This is a genomic window from Flavobacterium taihuense (assembly GCF_019351435.1).
Taxonomy (GTDB): domain Bacteria; phylum Bacteroidota; class Bacteroidia; order Flavobacteriales; family Flavobacteriaceae; genus Flavobacterium; species Flavobacterium taihuense.
In genome coordinates, this window is record NZ_JAHWYN010000017.1 from 43,861 (window position 1) to 62,114 (window position 18,254).

The window sequence follows — 18,254 nt, forward strand, 5'->3', positions numbered from 1 at the left end:
TATCGCATCGTTTACTATTTTGTTTTGGTATTCGATGATTTTCAATTGCTATCACGGTTGTCTGACGATTTCATGCGCTCTAATCGTTCATCAATCCTTGTTTTGATTAATTTTATTTACCAAATACGCCCTCCCTAAAATCTCAGAACAAGTAACAACCGCACCAATGGTTACGCCTAAAACGCCATGCATATTAATACTTTGGCCCGTTAGATAAAGATTTTCCAATTTTGTTTTGGACGGAATAAATGTTTTCATTGGATTATTGGAATCTTTTTCATAACCATACATATTTCCGTTGTGACCTCCAATATAATCTCTATACGATAAAGGTGTAGAAGTATGCACCGATCTGATACACCCTTTAATTCCAGGAAACTTGAGTTCTATTGCCTCCAGAAAACGAGCAGTTTTGCGAGTTTTAAAAGCTTCATAACTTTCACCTCTGTCCTTTTCATCTGCAATTGTATTGTACGTTTCTTTCCATGAATCAAGTTCAGAGAACTTCATGTAGGTAATAAAAGTCATTCCCTCAGCCCAACCATCATCCTTTTTAGAAGCGTTCATAGAAGCCATGAATGCTTTTGGCCAAGTTTCCTCGGTATAGTCTTGTGCTGTCCATACGTATTTACTATCTGAAAAATGGTAATGATTACGGTTTAAATATTTAAAAGTCTTCGGCTTAAAAACGATATACAAACTAAAAGCAGAAACCCCTCCTTCCAAACTGGAAATCCTATTGACAAAAGCTTTTCTAAAGTACTCTTCCCCTGCCATTTTTAAGGTAGTTTTAGGATCCACATTGGATATAAAATACTGAGCGGAAACACTAGCGCCATCTCTCATTTTAGCTGCAGTAACTGCATTGTTCTCTACAACTAATTGCTGTACATCTTTGTATTTAAAAACAACACCACCGTGTTTTTTGAGTTGTTTTATTAGCTGCTTTGTTATCTGACTTCCTCCACTAATACAACGCCAAGCGCTTTGCATGTACGAATTTACCGTTAATGCATGAACATAAAAAGGAGATTTGTCTCCGCTTCCGGCATACAAGAAGTTACTTCCCGAAAAAACGGCCCGCAACATTTTATTTTCGGTCAATCCATCAATGAACTCTTTGGCATTTATGGCCAAAATATCATTATCATATTCACCTTCCGATCTTAAATTATAAAGCGGAAATGAATCACAAGTGCTCACTATGACTTCACAGTATTTGCGAATGGCCTCTCTTTCCTCCGGGAAAAAATTCACCAATTGATTGATAAAATTTTCATATCCTTGCGCATGGGGAAATTCCCGATCCAGATCACCAAAAGAAATCATATCGTGTCCATTCTCGTCTAGTTTTTTCAGGTTCAAATCATCCATGATCCCGATGTATTTGAAATACCGATACAGATTCTGGCCTTCGCTCAACCCTCCGATGTAATGAATTCCAGTATCAAAAATAGTTTTGTCACGCACAAAGGTTTGCAGATTTCCGCCGTACTGATTGTTTTTCTCCAACACACAAACACTATAACCTTCTTTTGCCAAGATGATAGCCGAAACGAGTCCGCCCAATCCGCTTCCTATTACAACAACATCATAGTGTTTTTTCATTTTCATAGGAACTTCTTCTTTACTACTACTAACTTTTCAGTCTCAAATTGAATTTCAAAACCAAAACTCAATACAGTATTTTTTACTTTTTCTGCCTTTACTAAAATAACAGTGGTTGCCAAATTACAAACTGTTTCCAAATTGGTTAATGTACTGTCATCTGAAATTAAAACAACATCATATTTCTTATGAGCAATTGATTCAATTGAATTCCAATAATGCATTTTTCTTTTTCCCACAATGTAATTGGTTTGGGCAACTGCTCTATTTTCATCTGAAACAATTACTGAATCAATTTTTCTTTGAGGTTCCTGCAATGCTATCAAAACATCTAATTGTCCATAATCATTTGCTAAATGTACTATTTTGGCTTTAGAATCAATCCATTTGTTCAAATTGTCATAAATTTCTAAATGCTGTTCTGTATCTAATTTAATTTCTTGTACAACCTGAGATTCTTTGAAAGCATAACTATTTATTAGTTTTTTTCTAAAATAATCTACTCCCTCTAAATTCAAACGCATTTTTTTAAATTGTAGTTTAAAAAAAGTACTTATTTTTTTGGTTCGCTCTGCTAAATCAGTTCCAAAAGCTATGTCATCATACGAAATTCGATCCAAAATAGTCACCGTAGTATTTCCTCCATTGATAACAAAATCTCCTTTTGGCAAAACCTCAGAATATCCGTGAATAACTACAGGAACAATATCTAATTGCAATTGCTCTGCCAAATAAAAGGCTCCTTTATGGAAACGTTTTATCGAGTTATCCTCAGATCGTGTGCCTTCCGGGAAAACCATAATAGAAAATCCTTCCTTCACTTTAGTTCTTAAATGGTCAACTCCATTATCCATGCCGCTGGAAACCGGATAAAAACCTGCCAAACGAACTCCTTTTCCAAAAACAGGTGAATTGTAAACCCAATCGCTAACCAAAAAAATGATTTTCGGGCTCAACATTCCAATAGCCAGAATGTCCAAGAACGAACTATGATTGGCAATAATTACAGCTGGTTTATCAAACTTTTCATTGGACATATTTATAATTTTTCGCTTTAATGAGGGATACGTCATCAAAACTGAATGCATAAACTTTGATAAAATAAAATGAAAAGCCATAAGTTTTGACCTTTTCGAAAAAGGTAGAACTGTCATCAAAATCCAACTGAGTATTGACAATAAAAAACCACCCAATCCAAAATATGTAAACGATAAAAGGGAATGCAACAATCGTCTGATTTCATAAGGTGCTTTTCCTTTTTTCACTCTATTGGTAACAAAAAAATGAAATACTAATGGCTGCAAAATAAAGGTTATCATCAGCGCCGAGAATATTCCAATAATGGCAATCAAGGATATGGACTTTAAGGCTGGATGTTTCGCAAAAATGAGCACACCGATTCCTAAGATTGTAGTTGCCACTGACAGTAAAATGGAAGTTCTATAACTTGGTAATTCGATTTTGCCGAAAGTATATTCCTTTTGCAAAGCCGAAGTCATAAAGATACTGTAATCCACTCCTATTCCAAAAATCAACGTGCAAACAATGATGTTAACCACATTAAATTGCAATCCAAACATTCCCATAAGCCCTGAGGTAAAAATCCAACTTATCAAGATTGGAATAATACTGATAATGGCTAATTCTACTTTTCTAAAAGCCAATAACAGCACAAAAAATACCGCTATAAACGAATAATTGACAAGATCCTCAAAATTTGTTTTTAGTGTTCCGAGAAAAGTTTCATTGGTTTGTTGCCTGTCAATAACGACCAAATTAGGTTGTTTTTTTATTTGGTTTACAAAGACATCTCTTTTTTGCACAGGGACTTTCACCAAGGTAGAAATGGTATAAAACCCATTCTTTTGGGCTATAAATTCATCCAGAAAAAAAGACTTTACTTTAAGATATTCGTTAATGGTTATTGGGTTAAATTTTTTATTCAATAATTCATAAAAACTAGTAAATGTAGTGGCTTTAAAACCATATCGATTGCCTTCACTTATTAACGATTGTGTCAGATTGGATTTCTTTTCGGAGCTCCAAAAAGTATTCCATTCCGCAATTTTTTTCTTTTGTACTTCAGCAGAAAAAACAATTCCGCCTATCGAACTAAAATTTAAAATTCCATTTGCTTTTTTATCTTTTTCTAATACTCCAAAAAGAATATTATTATTAGCAACTACTTCATTATAACTTTTTCCGTAAGTAGCCAAATAAATAGATTTTGAAGAGTCACTATTGGCAATGTGATCCAATTGTTTCTCGGCCATTTTTAATTTGGGTGTCATGAAATTTAAAGCCGAAAGATCATTATTGAAAGTCACCTTAGAAAATGCAAAAAGACAAACAATCAACAACAAGAGCATCGAACCAATCAAAAATTTATTTTTATGATAGGAATATCCTCCCAGTTTATCAATAAAATTAGCCTTTGGAACAAATAATTTTGTGTTTTTTTTATACAAAACCGGAATTAAGACCAATGAAAAAACAGAAGTTGAAACCACACTTAAACTCGCAAAAATCCCCAAATCCTGCAAAGCTTCTGATTTGATTAAAAACAAGCACAAAAAAGTAATTGATGTTGTGATTCCGCAAAGCAGTAAAGGTTTTGTAATGTCTTTATATAATAATTTTACATCCTTATTATTCCTCAAATGTGTTAAAACATAAATAGAATAATCGGTGGTTTCACCCAACAAAATAGAGCTAATTCCCAAAGAAATAGCAGATATAGTGCCTTTACAAAAATACAAAACAGTCAAAGCGAAAAGAGCACCTAGCAAGGACGGAATGAAAATAATGATTGGAGTGGACAGGCTTCTATAGAAAAAAGCCAGAAGCAAAATCAATGTAACTCCAGCAAAAATAGAAGTATTTTGTACATCGGCTTTGATTTGAGTGGCATTGGCAACTGCTACTGGAGTTGCACCAAAATAAGTCATTTCTACTTTGCCTTTGAATTGTTGATTCAGATTTATTCTGATCTTCTCAATATTCGTGATAAAAATAGTATTCTTATCCGTTTCATTTGTAGCCAATTTAGGCGTTACAAAAAGCAATAAATGCTGATTGTCTTTGGTCAATATGAATCCGTTTTCAATTGCAAAATCATCACCCACACTCAGTTGTTGCATTTTCTTCAAAGCAATAAATGAAATCCCTAGCGGATCACGGAGGATAAAATCTTTTGAAACCAATCCCGCAGGCGAAAGTATAGATTTATAATCGGCGGCAACATTATTGGCAATACTGTCTTTTTGTAATTTGTTTTGAATTAATGCGTAATCCTTTTCATCCAGAAATAGCGGTAAATTGGCATACACAAAATCAAAAGTTTCCTGAATATTTTCTTCTTCAATCTTACCTTGCACTTTGGCCACAAACGGTTTACAATTAGCATCTAAACTGTCGATAAAAGCATTGGCATACTCTGTTAGATTCTCTGGTGAACCATTATTTTTACTGGAAATAATAATGGTTATTTTATCAGCAAAATTAACCTGATCCAGTACTTTTGAAGTCACTCCGGATTGATCGTTGGAAGGTATCAATTGATTTATATTTTCCTGAAAAGAGATTCGGGAAGCAAAGAATCCCAAAAACAAAACCATAGCAATTGCTATACCTGCTGAAAGGAATTTTCTCTTTGTCATTAATGAATATAAATCGAATAAAAACTTGCGCATGCTGTTACTTTTTGTTTTTTAAATTATCCATCAAAGTGAGTAGCAAATAACTTGTAAGACCGAATAGAATAGCCATAAAAGTCGCTAAAATAAAACTTCCAACCAGGTATTGGGTAATGTTTTTTTGAATATCGGTCAAAGTCATATCCATACTCAAAAGCAATGGATTATCGCTAGTAATGAAATAGCTGCCTATTTTTAACGAACCATAAATAATAAACGGAATGAAAGGCGGAAAACTCACATTAGAAAAGGCAAAAGCAATGGCTTTGTTCAGCTTCAGTAAAACGGCTAAAAACAAGACAATAATCGTTTGAAATCCCCAAAATGGAGAAATCCCAACGAAAACGCCTAATGAAATTGAAAACGCTTTTCGGGCATTCGAATCATTACTTTCTAATACATTTTCAAGGAAAAATTTCTTAAGTCCTTTTTTTTTTAGTTTCAGCAAAAAATCTCTAGGCTTTATATAAACCAAAGTAATCGTTACCAAAACGGTGTTGAGGATACTGATTCTCGTAAAATCTTTAAAAGGTCTAAAATGCGAAACCCGCTCCTCAGGATCGTACAAAACCTGAACCGGAATGTTCTTGACCGGAATATTTTTCCAAGCCGAACGTACAATAACTTCTATTTCAAACTCAAATTTATTGGTAAAATAACGAGAAGGGATTTTTTGCAAAGGGTACAATCGAAAACCAGATTGGGTATCTTCTAACTTATTCCCGGTTTCAAACCAAAACCAAAAATTAGAGAATTTATTTCCAAAACTGCTTTTTTTAGGAACATTTTCCTGAGTCATATTTCGGCTTCCTATCAAGAGCGCATCTGCATCTGTTTCCAAAGTGGCAATAAAACTGGGAATATCCGAGGCAAAATGCTGTCCATCAGAATCGATAGTAATAGCATAGTCGTACTTTAATCCTACTGCCTTTTTGAAACCACTACGTATTGCCATCCCTTTTCCGATATTCTTGGAATGGTGAATTTGTTCCACATGCGAATATGCCTCCAGAATCTGAGCGGTACTATCAGTAGAACCGTCATTGACCACAATAACATTCGAAGTATATTGCAAAACCGAATCTAAAACACGCTTCAAAGTCTTGTGATTATTATAGGTAGGTATAATAACACAAACTTTCAATTGCTCCATACGTTCTGTTTCTGGAAAACTAGTACTCATTTATTCTATTCTTTAACTATTTGACCAATTGTTTTTCGGTCGCAGAAAAACTTTTTGACTGCAAAATAAAGTCGCCAATATAAGCTTTCAAAATACCCGTTTGTTCCTTAAAATGGTCTAACAGATACTTTTTGTCTTCCTTTTTATTTCCTCTATAATTTACAATCTTTGGCACATTTTCCTGAACACTCAAACGAATCATTCGTATTTCTATCGAGTTGGGTTCGTTTGCGACAGCATATTCAATTAAGCTGGAACCTTCTTTGAATTTCTTGGATTTATCCGAAACCTTCTTTTCCAATTTTGAAAGGATTGCCAAAGAAGCTCCTTTATAAGCCACTAACGTTTTATTATCCTCTTTACTGACCTCATTCAGTTTTGACGCAAACTCTTTAGCATTGCTCTCAGAACTGAGAGCGTTACCGTATAATTTTCTGATTTCAGTAATAGAAGGATTACTGAAAAGGAATAAAAATAGAACTAAAATGGTAGTTTTCATTTAGGTCAAATTAATTGCGTTCATAAATTAAACTTTTCGGTAAACACTGCTTAATTTTAAAGCAATGGTTTCATCAAAATAACTCACATTTTTAACCTTAACCAAGTTGTCTTCAGTAGTTGTTATATCCAATTCCAAAAGTAATTCCGGTGTTCGAAATGGATTTATCAATGCCATGAACTTAACGTTGGATAAAGATTGCATAAACAAAGAACTGGCGGTAATTTGTTCCGTCAAATCTTTTATTATTTGCATCATACAAACGCCGGGCATTATTGGATTTCCAGGGAAATGTCCGTTGAAAACATCGTGTTTTTCATTGATTAAAATCACCACCTTATATTTGGAATCGGCAACGTTTTCTAATGAAATTATAGTATAAAAATCTTTCAATAACATAGTTTTATTTTACATCAAAAGTATAAGTTCCTCCTAAAGAAAAAACAACATTAGTATGGTTCTCATTAAAATCAACAACAGGAATTATTCCTTTTTTAACTCTTCCTTCAATTCCAAAATTGCGGGTTAAATTGATCCCCATTCCCAAAACAAAAGCCATATCGACATTCGCATCCGTATTGAAGTTTGTACTTGTTACAAAATCAAGTGTTGGACCAAAATGCATATTGAATCTATCGTTAAAGGTAAATTTATTCAGAACTTCAAAAGATAAATAATCAACATCTAAGGTAATACTATTATTGGTTGATGATCTGTAAATTGAACCTTGTGATGAATAATCAATCTCAGGTTGCAAAGAATAATATTTGGACAGTTTCAAAGTACCGTAAAAACCAATATAAAAGTCCGTTTTAGTTGAATAATCAACAGTCGAAACGCTAGGATAAGCAGGGTCATAGGGATCCGCATAATAGTTATTCCCTTTCGTGAAATGACTAAAATTGGCACCTCCCCTTAAACCTGGTCTAAAACTTACCTGAGCTTGTGCTTGCAGCATTCCGAAAAACACAAAAAATAAAATCAGTATTCTTTTGGTTATTTTATTTCTAAACTTCATAATGGTTAATTGGCTTATTGGTTAAAATAATTCAGTTCTATTTTTAATTTAATATTTTGATGCTGAATGATAATTCTTTCAGCAAAAATATTGTTTTCCGAACTATAAAAAAGGTTTATTATTTCTTTTCTTTTCGAAGCATATACAATTTTACTTAATTGATTCGTTGGTTTTGAAAAGAACAGGTAATTCATTTTGTTTTTATCTAATGCCGAATAAACCTTGTTTTCGGCGTTTTCAAACTGTTCACTAATAGTATAATGACTTCGTAAAAGCAATCTAAAATCCGTGACTAAGGTGTTTATCAACATTTTCCTGTCCAATTCCTCCAGAATAAAATTGACTTTAAAATCATTCTCAGAAATTTCAAAATCCATAAGCTTGTTTCCAAATTCAGTTGTAAACACGACTCTATGTGTGGTTTCATTTATTTTTTTTGCAATAAAAATTCCCGTTAACTCATTACCATATACCGTAATATTGGCTTTGTAAACATAATCTGTTGCTGGGTTAGAAAAATAAGGCACTTCCATAGACGTTTTATCTAAAGGCATCTTATTGTAGTCTTTCACCACATTATTGGTTGAACAGGACGACAAAACAAGAACCAGAATACTACTAATTCGTAAAAGAAGCTTCATCGACTTTTGTATTGATTACTTTGTTCTTTAATACAATTCGGGTATAATCTGCAGATGATTCAAGCAATTTCACTTGTACAACTGTAGCATCTGCTTTATCAAAAGTCAATTCTATCTGCTTGATGTATTTTTTTAGAGTGGCATCTTTGGGAATAAACTTGGTTACATTTTGATCTTTATTTTTAAAGTATGATATAGAAAACTCTTTGTCATCAAATAAATCACCACTTACACTTCCCACAATCAGTTTGTTGATTTTTCCAAATAATTTGCTGTTTCCTATATCTACTGCGCTTTTCTTTCCTTCGTCATTTATCAAAATTTTTCCGTTTTTAAAAACAATCGAATAGCTGTATGGCTTTTTGTACTGCCAAAGCAATAAATTAGGTTCTTTGAAAACCATTTTACCAGAAGTTTCAATGTCTTTGGATAGGAAATCAAGATGTTTGTATTGCACAAAATCAGTGCTCAAAGTCTTGATTTTTTTGGAAACCACCGCAACCGATTGTTTGAATACTGCAATTTCGTTTTCACTCATCTTTTGGTCTTGAGCCAAAGATTTAAAAAGCGAAACATTCAAAAAAATCAGTAATAAGATGTATTTAATTCTCATAAGCTTTTATATTCAGCAGTTCTTCTAATGAAACAACGGCATAATTATTCTGTTGCAAAAACGATAACAATTGTTCTACTACGTTTACCGTTTGAATCGATGTATCATGCAAAAGTACAACTCCTCCGGGTTTAATTCTTTTTTTAATTCGATCCAAAAGAAACTTTTCGCTTTTGACAACTCCATCCAAAGAACGAATATTCCAACCAATCGTTTTGTGATGAGTAACTTCTAATGCTCTTCTAATAGATGGATTGGTAACTCCGTAAGGCGGTCGGAATACTGTTGTTTTCTTACCTGTAACAGATTCAATCAAAGCATCTGTTTTTTCGATTTCGGCAATGACTTGATCTTTTCCGTAAAAATCAAAAAAAGGAGAATGGCTATAGGAATGATTTCCAATGGTATGCCCCTCTTCTATTGTTTGCCTCAAAATATCTGGATGCGTTTCAATGTTTTTTCCGATGCAGAAAAAAGTAGCTTTGGCATTGTATTTTTTTAAAATATTCAAAACCAACAGCGTCATTTCATTTGGTCCATCATCAAAAGTAAGGGCTATTTTTTTTTCAGTTTCTAATGGATTACTGCAATATGTTTTGACATGATAATTGGAGGCAATAAATGTAGAACCCCAAAACACAATCAAAAACCAAAGACAAATAACCATTGCAAAATACTTGATTTCTGTCTTTTCAAAAAAGGGTAAGAAAGCGAGCAGCATTAGAACCAAAACAAAAAAAACTGTTACTATTTTATGTTTCAACAGCTTGAAATTAAGGTGAAACTATGATCATTTCCATTACGCTGATTGTACAAAAGAATTGTTTTATACGCTGGTTTATCCAAAGCATTTAGCTTTACAATGTCAGGAATATTCTGAGTTTGAATAATTTTAGAACCTACCCATAATCCAAATGCGGAAGCCGTATCGTACTCACCGCTCAAATGTTTGTAATAGACTTGTGGCGTATTTACAAAAGTGGTATTGGACAAATTTTTATAGTACGAATCAGAATCCACGTCGCCATTATAGCCTAGAACTACAGCATCAACATCCTTCAGTTCAAAATTATTTAATGCTAAAAAAGAAATAATTTTATCTTCAACTTCCGATACATCCAATTTATTAAGAATTTCTAAATCCAAAATTTCGGCAATTGTATTTTCTTTTGCTTCATTTTCTAAAGCAAAAAAAGTAGCTCCTTCACCAAAAACAACGCCATTGGTTGTTGCCTCTAAAACGGAATAAGGCCCTTGATTTTCTTCCTTTATAAATCCCGCCAATTTAAATAATGACATGGTGTAATCACTTGTTTCATCAATTCCTCCAACTAATATAGAAGAAGCTTCTCCTTCCTCAATCTTCATTTTGGCATCAAAAAGAGCCGATTCAAAAGAAACAGAACCGTTAACATACGTCAAGTTATAGGCTTTACATTGCAATCCCAAAGCAATTTGACCACCAACCGTATTGTGTGTCGATTGAATGAACGAAGTGGGTGTGAGGAACTGTTCATCATTATCCAAAATAGCTTTTAGGAACTTCTCAGAGTCTTCGATGCACCCCATTCCCGTTCCGGTAATAATAGCGTCAACCGTTTCTAAATGAGCTACTCTCAAAGCAAGAGTAGAAGCAACAATTCCATTTTTGACTCCTTTTGCCATTCTTCTGATAGCAACGGGCGGAATAAAGTCTTTGTAGACAGGGGCTTTTAAAGGCAAAATAATATCATCCTCATTCAATTCTGCTTCTTCCAAAAAAATAGTATCGAACGTTTTTTGAGCAGAAATACAACCTAATCCATTGATATATGTCTTTTTCATTCGCTTTTTGAAAATATAAGAGTCGAACAATTCCCTCCAAATCCAAAAGAATTAGAAAGTACGTGTTCTATAGTTGCATGTTTTAAAGTCGTTTGTGGCACCAAACTAAATTCTTCCATTGGCGTTTTAAAATTCAGGTTCGGGAAAACTACATTATTCTGAATGGCCAACACGCTATACACCGCTTCAATAGCAGCGGCAGCAGCCAAAGTATGACCTGTAAAAGGTTTGGTTGAACTAAAATCAGGTACTTTATTTTCGCCAAACAATCGAACAATCGCCCTACCTTCCGATAAATCATTATTAGGTGTTGCTGTACCGTGAACATTGATATAATCGATTTGTTCCGGTTGCAACTGGGCTATTTTAAAAGCTTTTTCCATTGCCAGAAAAGCACCATCTCCATTTTCGGAAGAAGCAGTTTGATGAAAAGCATCGTTGGCATTTCCATAACCGGAAACTCTTGCCAATACTTTTTTATTTTCTTTTTTGACCAATTCATCGGATTCTAGTACCAAATAGGCGGCAGCTTCACCGAGATTCAAACCTGTTCGTTCATTATCAAACGGTTTATTGTAGTCCTCGGATAAAATCATAAGCGTTTTGAAACCATTAATGGTGAACTTAGACAAGGCATCGGTTCCACCAACAATTACGCGATCCAGTTTCCCCGATTTTATCAAACGAGCACCCAACATAATTGCATTGGCAGCAGAAGAACAGGCTGTACTAATGGTAGTAACCATCCCTTTCAATCCCAATTCACTGGCAATTTTATCGGTATTATCACCTGCATTATGACTACTAATGTATTTTACAACTTCGGGATTATCAAAATATTCGTGATAGTAGCGTTCCGTCATATCCATTCCACCCACACTCGTAGCAGAAATCAATCCAGTTCTGTATTCATTAATCAAAGTTATGCCAGCATTTTTCACCGCTTGTTTAGCCGCAATAGTACCCAACATAGCCGTTCTGGAAAAATTATTATCTTCTCCTAATTGCAATTCTTCAATTAACTCCTGATTGGTTTTTTTAATTTCCCCAACCTTTATCACATCAGCATGCACTGTCGCAATATTTTCGATAGTAGTAATTCCAATTTGACTATTTAGCAATGCATTGTAATTTTCCTCAACCGAATTCCCGATTGAAGAAATAATACCCATTCCTGTTATGGCAACTCCTTTATACATTTTAGATTTTAGATTGCAGATTTTAGATTGCAGATTTTAGATTAATTTTAGATTCCAATTAATCTAAAATCCACACTCAAAATTCTAAAATTATTACTTAACTCTGTTTTCAGAAATATAAGCAGCCATAGTCTCTATAGACTTAAAAATAGTTTTTCCTTCTTTTGGGTCAACCAATTTGATGCCATAATCTTTATCTAGCATTACTATAAGTTCCAACGCATCAATTGAATCAAGTCCCAATCCGTCGCCAAATAAAGCATCATCATCATTTATATCTGCTATTGCAATATCTTCCAAGTTTAAAACTTCAATGATTTTACTTTTTAATTCTTGCTTTAATGCTTCCATAATTATTGTTTGTATAATTTTTTTAATAATTCTTGATTTTGTTCTAATTTGCCTTGAGTATCTATTAAATACAAAAAGGCTTTGTAATCTTCCTTGTAATATTCGACCCAACCACACAGTACTTTATCTGCTTTTTGGGCTTCCAAAAGTATGTTGCTGTATTTCTCCATAAATTCAGGGTTGTAATCCGCAAATATAAAGAAAGAATTTTCGCTTTTCAATCGATGTTTGATACTAATTTCGCCCAAACAAATATTAGGCAACGTATAAACAAAAACGGCAGGACTTGGATAATAATTTTCTGGATCAGAAATTGAATCTTGATATTTCACATCGGTATCCAAACTTGATGATTTATTGGCAAAGACTAATGCTGTATTGTTTTCTATTTCAGAATCATCTTCATTTTTCAAAAGCAATTCTGCTCCAAGAAAAGCCAATTTGCTCAAATTATCCATTTTAAAAAACTTAGGATAATTCATTTCCAAATGCTGATACGCTTTCTTCGAAAAATCAGAAAACACAGTCGGTTCAGTATCGAAAACAATTTCTCCATTCAGCGAAATTTGATTATTCTGAATCGTACAAAAAGATTTTATATAGGTTTTATTTACTGTCATTAGTTTACTTTTTCGAATAAAACTGCCGTATTACAACCACCAAAACCAGAAGCTGTTTTTAGAAAATAACGAATCTTTTTATCCTCATTTTTTTCTATAATATGAATTGGCTGACTCACTCCAATAGTGTCAAAACCCAAGGAAATAAACAATTTACTTTCCTGCACCGATTCAATTCCGATAACGGTTTCTAATAATCCCGAAGCTCCCAATGTGTGCCCATAAAACCCTTTCATACTATTAACAGGGACATTTTCAAGACCTAATCTGTTCAAAGCTATGGCTTCCATTTCGTCATTAAAAGGAGTTGCTGTGCCGTGAGCCGAAATAAAATCAATTTGATTACTATTTATTTTGGCTTCCGTCAAAGCACTTTGAATGCTTCTAAAAAGTCCTTCTCCAGTTCTCGAAGGTCCCGAAATATGATTTGCGTCGTTGATGGAGCCATCTCCAATCACCTTTATTTTGGCATTTTCTTTATTAGAAGAAACCAAAACTGCAGCTGCCGCTTCTCCCAATGTCACTCCTGTTCGGTTTATTGAATATGGTTTGCAAGGCAAATCGCTCATCGCCTGAAAAGAATTAAATCCTGATACTATAAATTTTGAAATTTCATCACCTGCCACTATGAATACATTATCATAGACATCTGCCTGAATCAATCTTTTGGCCACTGAAACTGCCAATATTCCCGAAACACAAGCATTAGAAACTACAATCGGTTCCGTATTGAATCCGAAGAAATTAGCAACCATTCTAGCCAATTGATGCAAATAAGCAGACTCTATCTTTTGATTTTCTAAAGCCTTAACATTTCCTTTTGTAGTTGAAAGTATAAAAGCGGTTCGTTCATTTAAAATAACTTTAGACTTTTTGATGATGGGTTCCAAAGCCAAAATCATCATTTTCTCTAATCTGGAATAGTTCGTGGCCGAAGTCACTTTGGCGAAAGCCAAATTCAAATCTACATCATTAATTATAGAAGCATAAAAAGGCACATTAAACAACATTGGTTTATCGTGCAATTGAATACCAGAAACTTCATCATCAATATTTTTTATATTGGCAGCCACATCAAACCCAATGGGCGTAATACAATTCGTTTCGGTTATATATACTTCTTTTATCATTCTTTTATCAAACCTACTTTTCGCTTCCATTCTTCAAAAAATGGAGGATTTGTCAACATTAATTCACCTTGGTTATCCAAAAAAACTTGAACGGTTTCCCCAGTACAGGCAATTTCATTTTTGGTATCAAATATTCTGTATCTAAAAATCATTTTGGCAGCTGGCGTATCAACGATAGTTGTCTCTATGCGAGCTACATCGCCGTAACGCAGCGATAATTTATGTTCACAAGACGATTTTACAATGGGTGTAGTATAACCACTATCAGCAATATCCAAATAAGAAATTCCATGATGACGACCGAAAGCTTCTCTTCCATCTTCAAAATAGGTAATATAATAGCCGTGCCACACTATTCCAAGCGGGTCAGTTTCATTGAATCGTACTCGAATCTCTTCTGAAACAGTCAAGTCGGTTGCCTCTTTATACAGCTCTTTTCTTCTTATCATACAGCAATGCTAACGTTGTGGTAACTACGAAAAATAAAAATAATAAAAATAACTCTGGAACCAAATCCCAAAATGTTGCGTTGCGCAAAAGCACATCATAAAATGCTTCTAGTCCCCAGTTCATTGGTGAGGATTGTGCAATGATTTGCATTATTTTTGGCATCGCAAATACAGGAACCCACACTCCGCCTATTGCCGCCAAAATAATCACTGCTGTAGCACCAAAAGGAGCTGATTGCTCTTGTGTTTTGGCAATGGTTCCCAACAATATACCGAATCCTATCGCCGCTAAACCTGAAAACAAAGCAACAATACTCATCAAAATAAGATGTCCTTCTACATTAAGCGCTGGTAATCCTAAATGTGGAAACAAAAATATGGCAACAGCAACCATCATGTAAAACTGAATCAAGCAAATGATTAAATACATAACTGTTTTGCCAGCCAAAACAATTTTATTGGAAACAGGATTTGTACGCAATCGAATAAAAGTACCTTGTGTTTTTTCCTTCACCATATTGATTGACAAAGGAATTACAATGAAAAATATTGCAAAAAGTGTCCAAGCAGGTACATTATGCTGTACCGAGTTTGGTCTAATCTCTTTATTGTTGATTTTAGGAACAATTTCTTTGAACGTAATAAAACTTTTCTGCTCAAATTTAGCATCCTCCTCCCCTAATTGCTCTTGAAAAGTAGTATAGATTGATTTGGTTTCAATTTGAGAAATCATTTTGTCAATCCCATTCATCACGCCGCTTTTAAAACTCAATTGCACAGCAGGGTCAAAATAGAGTTTAACTTCTTTTTGATCAACCAATTTAGTATTTGATTTTGTTGCCAAAGAATCAGCAAAGCCCAAACTACTGACAATCTTTTGGACATTCTGATCAATCTTGGCTTGCAAATCGGTACTTAAATGAGATGGAATAATAATTGCCAACTGGTATTTTCCTTTAAAAACAGCTTCCTTGGCGACAGCCTCCGTAATTGGTGTAGCATCTAAGCTGGTTACTACGCTAAAAACGTTGCTTTTTTGCAAATTATCAAAAATCGTTTTGGAGACATTTCCTTTGTCATAATCGACCAAAAGAATTGGAATTTTGACATCATTCTCTTTTTTATAGCTGCTGTCTTGAATGAGCGTAACCGTTATAATTAACACCAATGGCATTAAAAATAGCGTAACTACGCCTCCCATATCTCGTTTCAACAACAAGAATTCTTTATAAACAGACATCCAAAGTTTATATAGCATCTCTCAATTCTTTTCCGGTTAATGAAATAAAAACATCTTCCAGATTTCTGGCATTTGCCGTAGCAGCTATTAAATCCTTTGGTGTTCCTTCGGCATAAATAATACCTCTATCTACAATAGCTATGTCGGTACAAAAATCCTGTGCCTCCGATAAATGATGCGAAGTATAAATAATGGTAGTTCCTGTTTTGTTGAGTTCCTTTAAGTACTCGATAATAACATTTTTTGAATGCACATCAACACCTACAGTGGGCTCATCAAGGAAAAGAATTTTTGGATTATGCAGAATTCCGGCAATCAAATTCACACGTCGTTTCATACCTCCCGAAAAAGTCTCAATACGCTTGTCTGCAAATTTCAACAATCCCAAAAAATCAAGGCTATCAATAACTTTTTCTTTAAGATCGGTTCCCTTTAAGCCATACATACTTCCAAAATACAGTAAATTTTCTCTAGCAGTTAAAGTCGGATACAAAGCATATTCCTGAGGCACTACACCAATTATTTTTTTGATTTCATTGGCATTTTTAGCATAAATCAAATTATCAATAGAAAATGAACCCGAAGTAGGTTTAACCAATCCGCAAAGAATTGAAATCAAAGTGGTTTTCCCAGCACCGTTTGGTCCTAGCAAACCGAAAATTTGTCCTTCCTTTATATCCAAAGAAAAATCATTCAAAGAATACATTTCGGCATCTTTGTATATTTTAGACAGATTTGATATTTGGATTATGGATTTCAAAATGGCAAATTATTTTTAGTTTATAGCATTTTTTAACTTCTTAAAAAACACTTCTTCTTTATCGGCTATAACCAAAAGTTCATTCGAAAGGGTATTGTAAACATCCACTTTAGTACTTCTGTTTTTATAAACACGAGAAGCTTCTACTGCAAAATCTCTCCATAAATCGCCAATAGTCGTCATTTCCAGTGATAACTTTTGTAATTCGTCGTTTTCTAATATAACAGCCGCTTCTTGCAAAAAAGCTGCATATATAAATCGGAAACCACCGCCACCAGTTCCTATTTCCTCTTGCATTCTAACTATTTGAGCCAAATAATGATTGGCTTTCTTGGTTCCTTCTTTTACGGGCCATTTCTTAATCAGTTTGGCTACATATCGAATTCCACGAACACCTATTATTGGCATTGGTGCCAACATATCGCGACAGGTGTTTTTTATCCCTTTTATAATTGCGCCTTTCAAATCTACATTGGCAGGAACTTGAATTGGATAATACATCTGACCTCTTGGCGCAAAAGCTCCTTTGGCAAAACGCACTTTATTCAATTCGGCATGTGTAAGCGTCGTTACGTTTTCCATAACGGGGTCACTGATTAAATAATCCGTTTCCGTTTTTCCATAAACCACTAAATTGTGGGCGTTAAAATGAAAACGATATTCATCTGGAAAATACGTTAAGTTGTACACTCCCACCTGCAATCCGGAAGGAATATTGTTTTTTAGATTTTCATCTAATGCTTTGATGGCACTGGCTTCACTAGAAAATTTCTGTCTCTTGATTTTTAACCCCAAACGTTTGGCCAACTTATTAAAAATGGAACCAGGCATGGGTCTGTAACTGATTGCTGGCGCATAATTCACTTTTAAAAAAGGCAAATAAACAAAGAAAAGTCCAGAACCGATTCCAAAAACCATCGGTTCGCTAATATTCAGTCCATTGTGTTTTAACAAATTGGAAGCAACTCCATTCTCACAATGAGCCGATTGATGATGTGTGAAATTTGTTTCCATTAATTTGTTTTAAAATTTTTCAATTCTTCGATAGTTATATTGAATGATTCAGCATATTTTTTCAAAATAGAATCACTTAATCCTGAAAAAACTTTGGGTTTGAAGTGTCTTTTTACACGCCATTGCCACATTCCCACATAACTGGAAAGCACGCTTAGATCCATTCTACTTACTTCCATAAAATAAGCAATCGGACTCACTTCATTCTTCTCAACCTTCGCTTTTGCAATAGCAATTCGCTCACTTATTTCATCAATAGAATTTGATAACGCAATCGTTTTGGGTTCCCAACCAGTACTCAGTGCAGTGGTATAATTGCCTTTTTCATCCGTGGCGTAAACCAACTCTTTCATGTTTTTATTGGAAAGATTGCCTTTGTCTTGAGGAACTTCGTCTTTTTTCATATTATA

General features: G+C 34.2%; 19 protein-coding genes. All 19 read right to left on the reverse strand.

Going from position 1 to position 18,254, the window contains the following annotated elements:
• Window positions 1-90 precede the first annotated feature (90 nt).
• Entirely contained in the window at window positions 91-1,608 is a 1,518-nt protein-coding gene (locus KZH69_RS16330; RefSeq protein WP_219318546.1) for a phytoene desaturase family protein, read from the reverse strand.
• Window positions 1,609-1,610: 2 nt separating this feature from the next.
• Window positions 1,611-5,300 carry an MMPL family transporter gene (locus tag KZH69_RS16335; RefSeq protein ID WP_219318547.1) on the reverse strand — a complete coding sequence of 1,230 codons (3,690 nt, stop codon included), beginning with the start codon at window positions 5,298-5,300 and terminating at the stop codon, window positions 1,611-1,613.
• A gap of 4 nt (window positions 5,301-5,304) precedes the next feature.
• Window positions 5,305-6,486, reverse strand: coding sequence for a DUF2062 domain-containing protein (locus tag KZH69_RS16340; RefSeq protein WP_219318548.1), 1,182 nt, complete (start codon window positions 6,484-6,486; stop codon window positions 5,305-5,307).
• 16 nt (window positions 6,487-6,502) lie between these two features.
• Window positions 6,503-6,985 (reverse strand): hypothetical protein, encoded by a 483-nt coding sequence (locus KZH69_RS16345; protein WP_219318549.1) that lies wholly within the window; start codon window positions 6,983-6,985, stop codon window positions 6,503-6,505.
• A 27-nt stretch (window positions 6,986-7,012) separates the two neighbouring features.
• Window positions 7,013-7,384 carry an ApeI family dehydratase gene (locus tag KZH69_RS16350; RefSeq protein ID WP_219318550.1) on the reverse strand — a complete coding sequence of 124 codons (372 nt, stop codon included), beginning with the start codon at window positions 7,382-7,384 and terminating at the stop codon, window positions 7,013-7,015.
• Between the two features lie 4 nt (window positions 7,385-7,388).
• Window positions 7,389-8,003 (reverse strand): outer membrane beta-barrel protein, encoded by a 615-nt coding sequence (locus tag KZH69_RS16355; RefSeq protein ID WP_219318551.1) that lies wholly within the window; start codon window positions 8,001-8,003, stop codon window positions 7,389-7,391.
• 14 nt (window positions 8,004-8,017) lie between these two features.
• A complete protein-coding gene (gene lolB2, locus KZH69_RS16360) occupies window positions 8,018-8,644 on the reverse strand; it encodes a flexirubin biosynthesis protein LolB2 (RefSeq protein ID WP_255558319.1) in 627 nt (208 codons plus the stop codon).
• Complete coding sequence (gene lolA2, locus KZH69_RS16365) at window positions 8,622-9,257, reverse strand: flexirubin biosynthesis/transport protein LolA2 (RefSeq protein ID WP_219318552.1); 636 nt, start codon at window positions 9,255-9,257, stop codon at window positions 8,622-8,624. The genes lolB2 and lolA2 overlap by 23 nt, the downstream gene beginning before the upstream one ends.
• Complete coding sequence (locus tag KZH69_RS16370) at window positions 9,247-10,020, reverse strand: polysaccharide deacetylase family protein (protein ID WP_255558324.1); 774 nt, start codon at window positions 10,018-10,020, stop codon at window positions 9,247-9,249. Before KZH69_RS16370 ends, lolA2 begins: the two co-directional genes overlap by 11 nt.
• A complete protein-coding gene (locus KZH69_RS16375; RefSeq protein WP_219318553.1) occupies window positions 10,017-11,081 on the reverse strand; it encodes a beta-ketoacyl synthase N-terminal-like domain-containing protein in 1,065 nt (354 codons plus the stop codon). The genes KZH69_RS16370 and KZH69_RS16375 overlap by 4 nt, the downstream gene beginning before the upstream one ends.
• Window positions 11,078-12,280: a beta-ketoacyl-[acyl-carrier-protein] synthase family protein gene (locus KZH69_RS16380; RefSeq protein WP_219318554.1), complete on the reverse strand. Its 1,203-nt coding sequence runs from the start codon at window positions 12,278-12,280 to the stop codon at window positions 11,078-11,080. The genes KZH69_RS16375 and KZH69_RS16380 overlap by 4 nt, the downstream gene beginning before the upstream one ends.
• A 93-nt stretch (window positions 12,281-12,373) precedes the next feature.
• Window positions 12,374-12,631 (reverse strand): phosphopantetheine-binding protein, encoded by a 258-nt coding sequence (locus KZH69_RS16385; RefSeq protein ID WP_219318555.1) that lies wholly within the window; start codon window positions 12,629-12,631, stop codon window positions 12,374-12,376.
• Between the two features lie 2 nt (window positions 12,632-12,633).
• Complete coding sequence (locus KZH69_RS16390; protein WP_219318556.1) at window positions 12,634-13,251, reverse strand: 3-oxoacyl-ACP synthase; 618 nt, start codon at window positions 13,249-13,251, stop codon at window positions 12,634-12,636.
• On the reverse strand, window positions 13,251-14,381 hold the full coding sequence (locus tag KZH69_RS16395) for a beta-ketoacyl-[acyl-carrier-protein] synthase family protein (protein WP_219318557.1): 1,131 nt from the start codon (window positions 14,379-14,381) through the stop codon (window positions 13,251-13,253). Before KZH69_RS16395 ends, KZH69_RS16390 begins: the two co-directional genes overlap by 1 nt.
• A complete protein-coding gene (locus tag KZH69_RS16400; RefSeq protein WP_219318558.1) occupies window positions 14,378-14,830 on the reverse strand; it encodes an acyl-CoA thioesterase in 453 nt (150 codons plus the stop codon). Before KZH69_RS16400 ends, KZH69_RS16395 begins: the two co-directional genes overlap by 4 nt.
• The gene (locus tag KZH69_RS16405; protein WP_219318559.1) at window positions 14,805-16,088 is read right to left on the reverse strand and encodes an ABC transporter permease; all 1,284 of its coding nucleotides are present in this window, start codon (window positions 16,086-16,088) and stop codon (window positions 14,805-14,807) included. Before KZH69_RS16405 ends, KZH69_RS16400 begins: the two co-directional genes overlap by 26 nt.
• Window positions 16,078-16,776: an ABC transporter ATP-binding protein gene (locus KZH69_RS16410; RefSeq protein ID WP_219318602.1), complete on the reverse strand. Its 699-nt coding sequence runs from the start codon at window positions 16,774-16,776 to the stop codon at window positions 16,078-16,080. The genes KZH69_RS16405 and KZH69_RS16410 overlap by 11 nt, the downstream gene beginning before the upstream one ends.
• 69 nt (window positions 16,777-16,845) lie before the next feature.
• Window positions 16,846-17,844: a BtrH-related acyltransferase DarH gene (gene darH, locus KZH69_RS16415; protein ID WP_219318560.1), complete on the reverse strand. Its 999-nt coding sequence runs from the start codon at window positions 17,842-17,844 to the stop codon at window positions 16,846-16,848.
• Window positions 17,844-18,248: a flexirubin biosynthesis protein DarG gene (gene DarG, locus KZH69_RS16420; protein ID WP_219318561.1), complete on the reverse strand. Its 405-nt coding sequence runs from the start codon at window positions 18,246-18,248 to the stop codon at window positions 17,844-17,846. The genes darH and DarG overlap by 1 nt, the downstream gene beginning before the upstream one ends.
• Window positions 18,249-18,254 lie beyond the last annotated feature (6 nt).

What these genes read in the sequence shown, in the direction of transcription:
- KZH69_RS16330 (WP_219318546.1), bottom strand. Translation starts at nt 1,608, where the DNA reads ATGAAAAAACACTATGATGTTGTTGTAATAGGAAGCGGATTGGGCGGA.
- KZH69_RS16335 (WP_219318547.1), bottom strand. Translation starts at nt 5,300, where the DNA reads ATGCGCAAGTTTTTATTCGATTTATATTCATTAATGACAAAGAGAAAA.
- KZH69_RS16340 (WP_219318548.1), bottom strand. Translation starts at nt 6,486, where the DNA reads ATGAGTACTAGTTTTCCAGAAACAGAACGTATGGAGCAATTGAAAGTT.
- KZH69_RS16345 (WP_219318549.1), bottom strand. Translation starts at nt 6,985, where the DNA reads ATGAAAACTACCATTTTAGTTCTATTTTTATTCCTTTTCAGTAATCCT.
- KZH69_RS16350 (WP_219318550.1), bottom strand. Translation starts at nt 7,384, where the DNA reads ATGTTATTGAAAGATTTTTATACTATAATTTCATTAGAAAACGTTGCC.
- KZH69_RS16355 (WP_219318551.1), bottom strand. Translation starts at nt 8,003, where the DNA reads ATGAAGTTTAGAAATAAAATAACCAAAAGAATACTGATTTTATTTTTT.
- lolB2 (WP_255558319.1), bottom strand. Translation starts at nt 8,644, where the DNA reads ATGAAGCTTCTTTTACGAATTAGTAGTATTCTGGTTCTTGTTTTGTCG.
- lolA2 (WP_219318552.1), bottom strand. Translation starts at nt 9,257, where the DNA reads ATGAGAATTAAATACATCTTATTACTGATTTTTTTGAATGTTTCGCTT.
- KZH69_RS16375 (WP_219318553.1), bottom strand. Translation starts at nt 11,081, where the DNA reads ATGAAAAAGACATATATCAATGGATTAGGTTGTATTTCTGCTCAAAAA.
- KZH69_RS16380 (WP_219318554.1), bottom strand. Translation starts at nt 12,280, where the DNA reads ATGTATAAAGGAGTTGCCATAACAGGAATGGGTATTATTTCTTCAATC.
- KZH69_RS16385 (WP_219318555.1), bottom strand. Translation starts at nt 12,631, where the DNA reads ATGGAAGCATTAAAGCAAGAATTAAAAAGTAAAATCATTGAAGTTTTA.
- KZH69_RS16390 (WP_219318556.1), bottom strand. Translation starts at nt 13,251, where the DNA reads ATGACAGTAAATAAAACCTATATAAAATCTTTTTGTACGATTCAGAAT.
- KZH69_RS16395 (WP_219318557.1), bottom strand. Translation starts at nt 14,381, where the DNA reads ATGATAAAAGAAGTATATATAACCGAAACGAATTGTATTACGCCCATT.
- KZH69_RS16400 (WP_219318558.1), bottom strand. Translation starts at nt 14,830, where the DNA reads ATGATAAGAAGAAAAGAGCTGTATAAAGAGGCAACCGACTTGACTGTT.
- KZH69_RS16405 (WP_219318559.1), bottom strand. Translation starts at nt 16,088, where the DNA reads ATGCTATATAAACTTTGGATGTCTGTTTATAAAGAATTCTTGTTGTTG.
- KZH69_RS16410 (WP_219318602.1), bottom strand. Translation starts at nt 16,776, where the DNA reads ATGTATTCTTTGAATGATTTTTCTTTGGATATAAAGGAAGGACAAATT.
- darH (WP_219318560.1), bottom strand. Translation starts at nt 17,844, where the DNA reads ATGGAAACAAATTTCACACATCATCAATCGGCTCATTGTGAGAATGGA.
- DarG (WP_219318561.1), bottom strand. Translation starts at nt 18,248, where the DNA reads ATGAAAAAAGACGAAGTTCCTCAAGACAAAGGCAATCTTTCCAATAAA.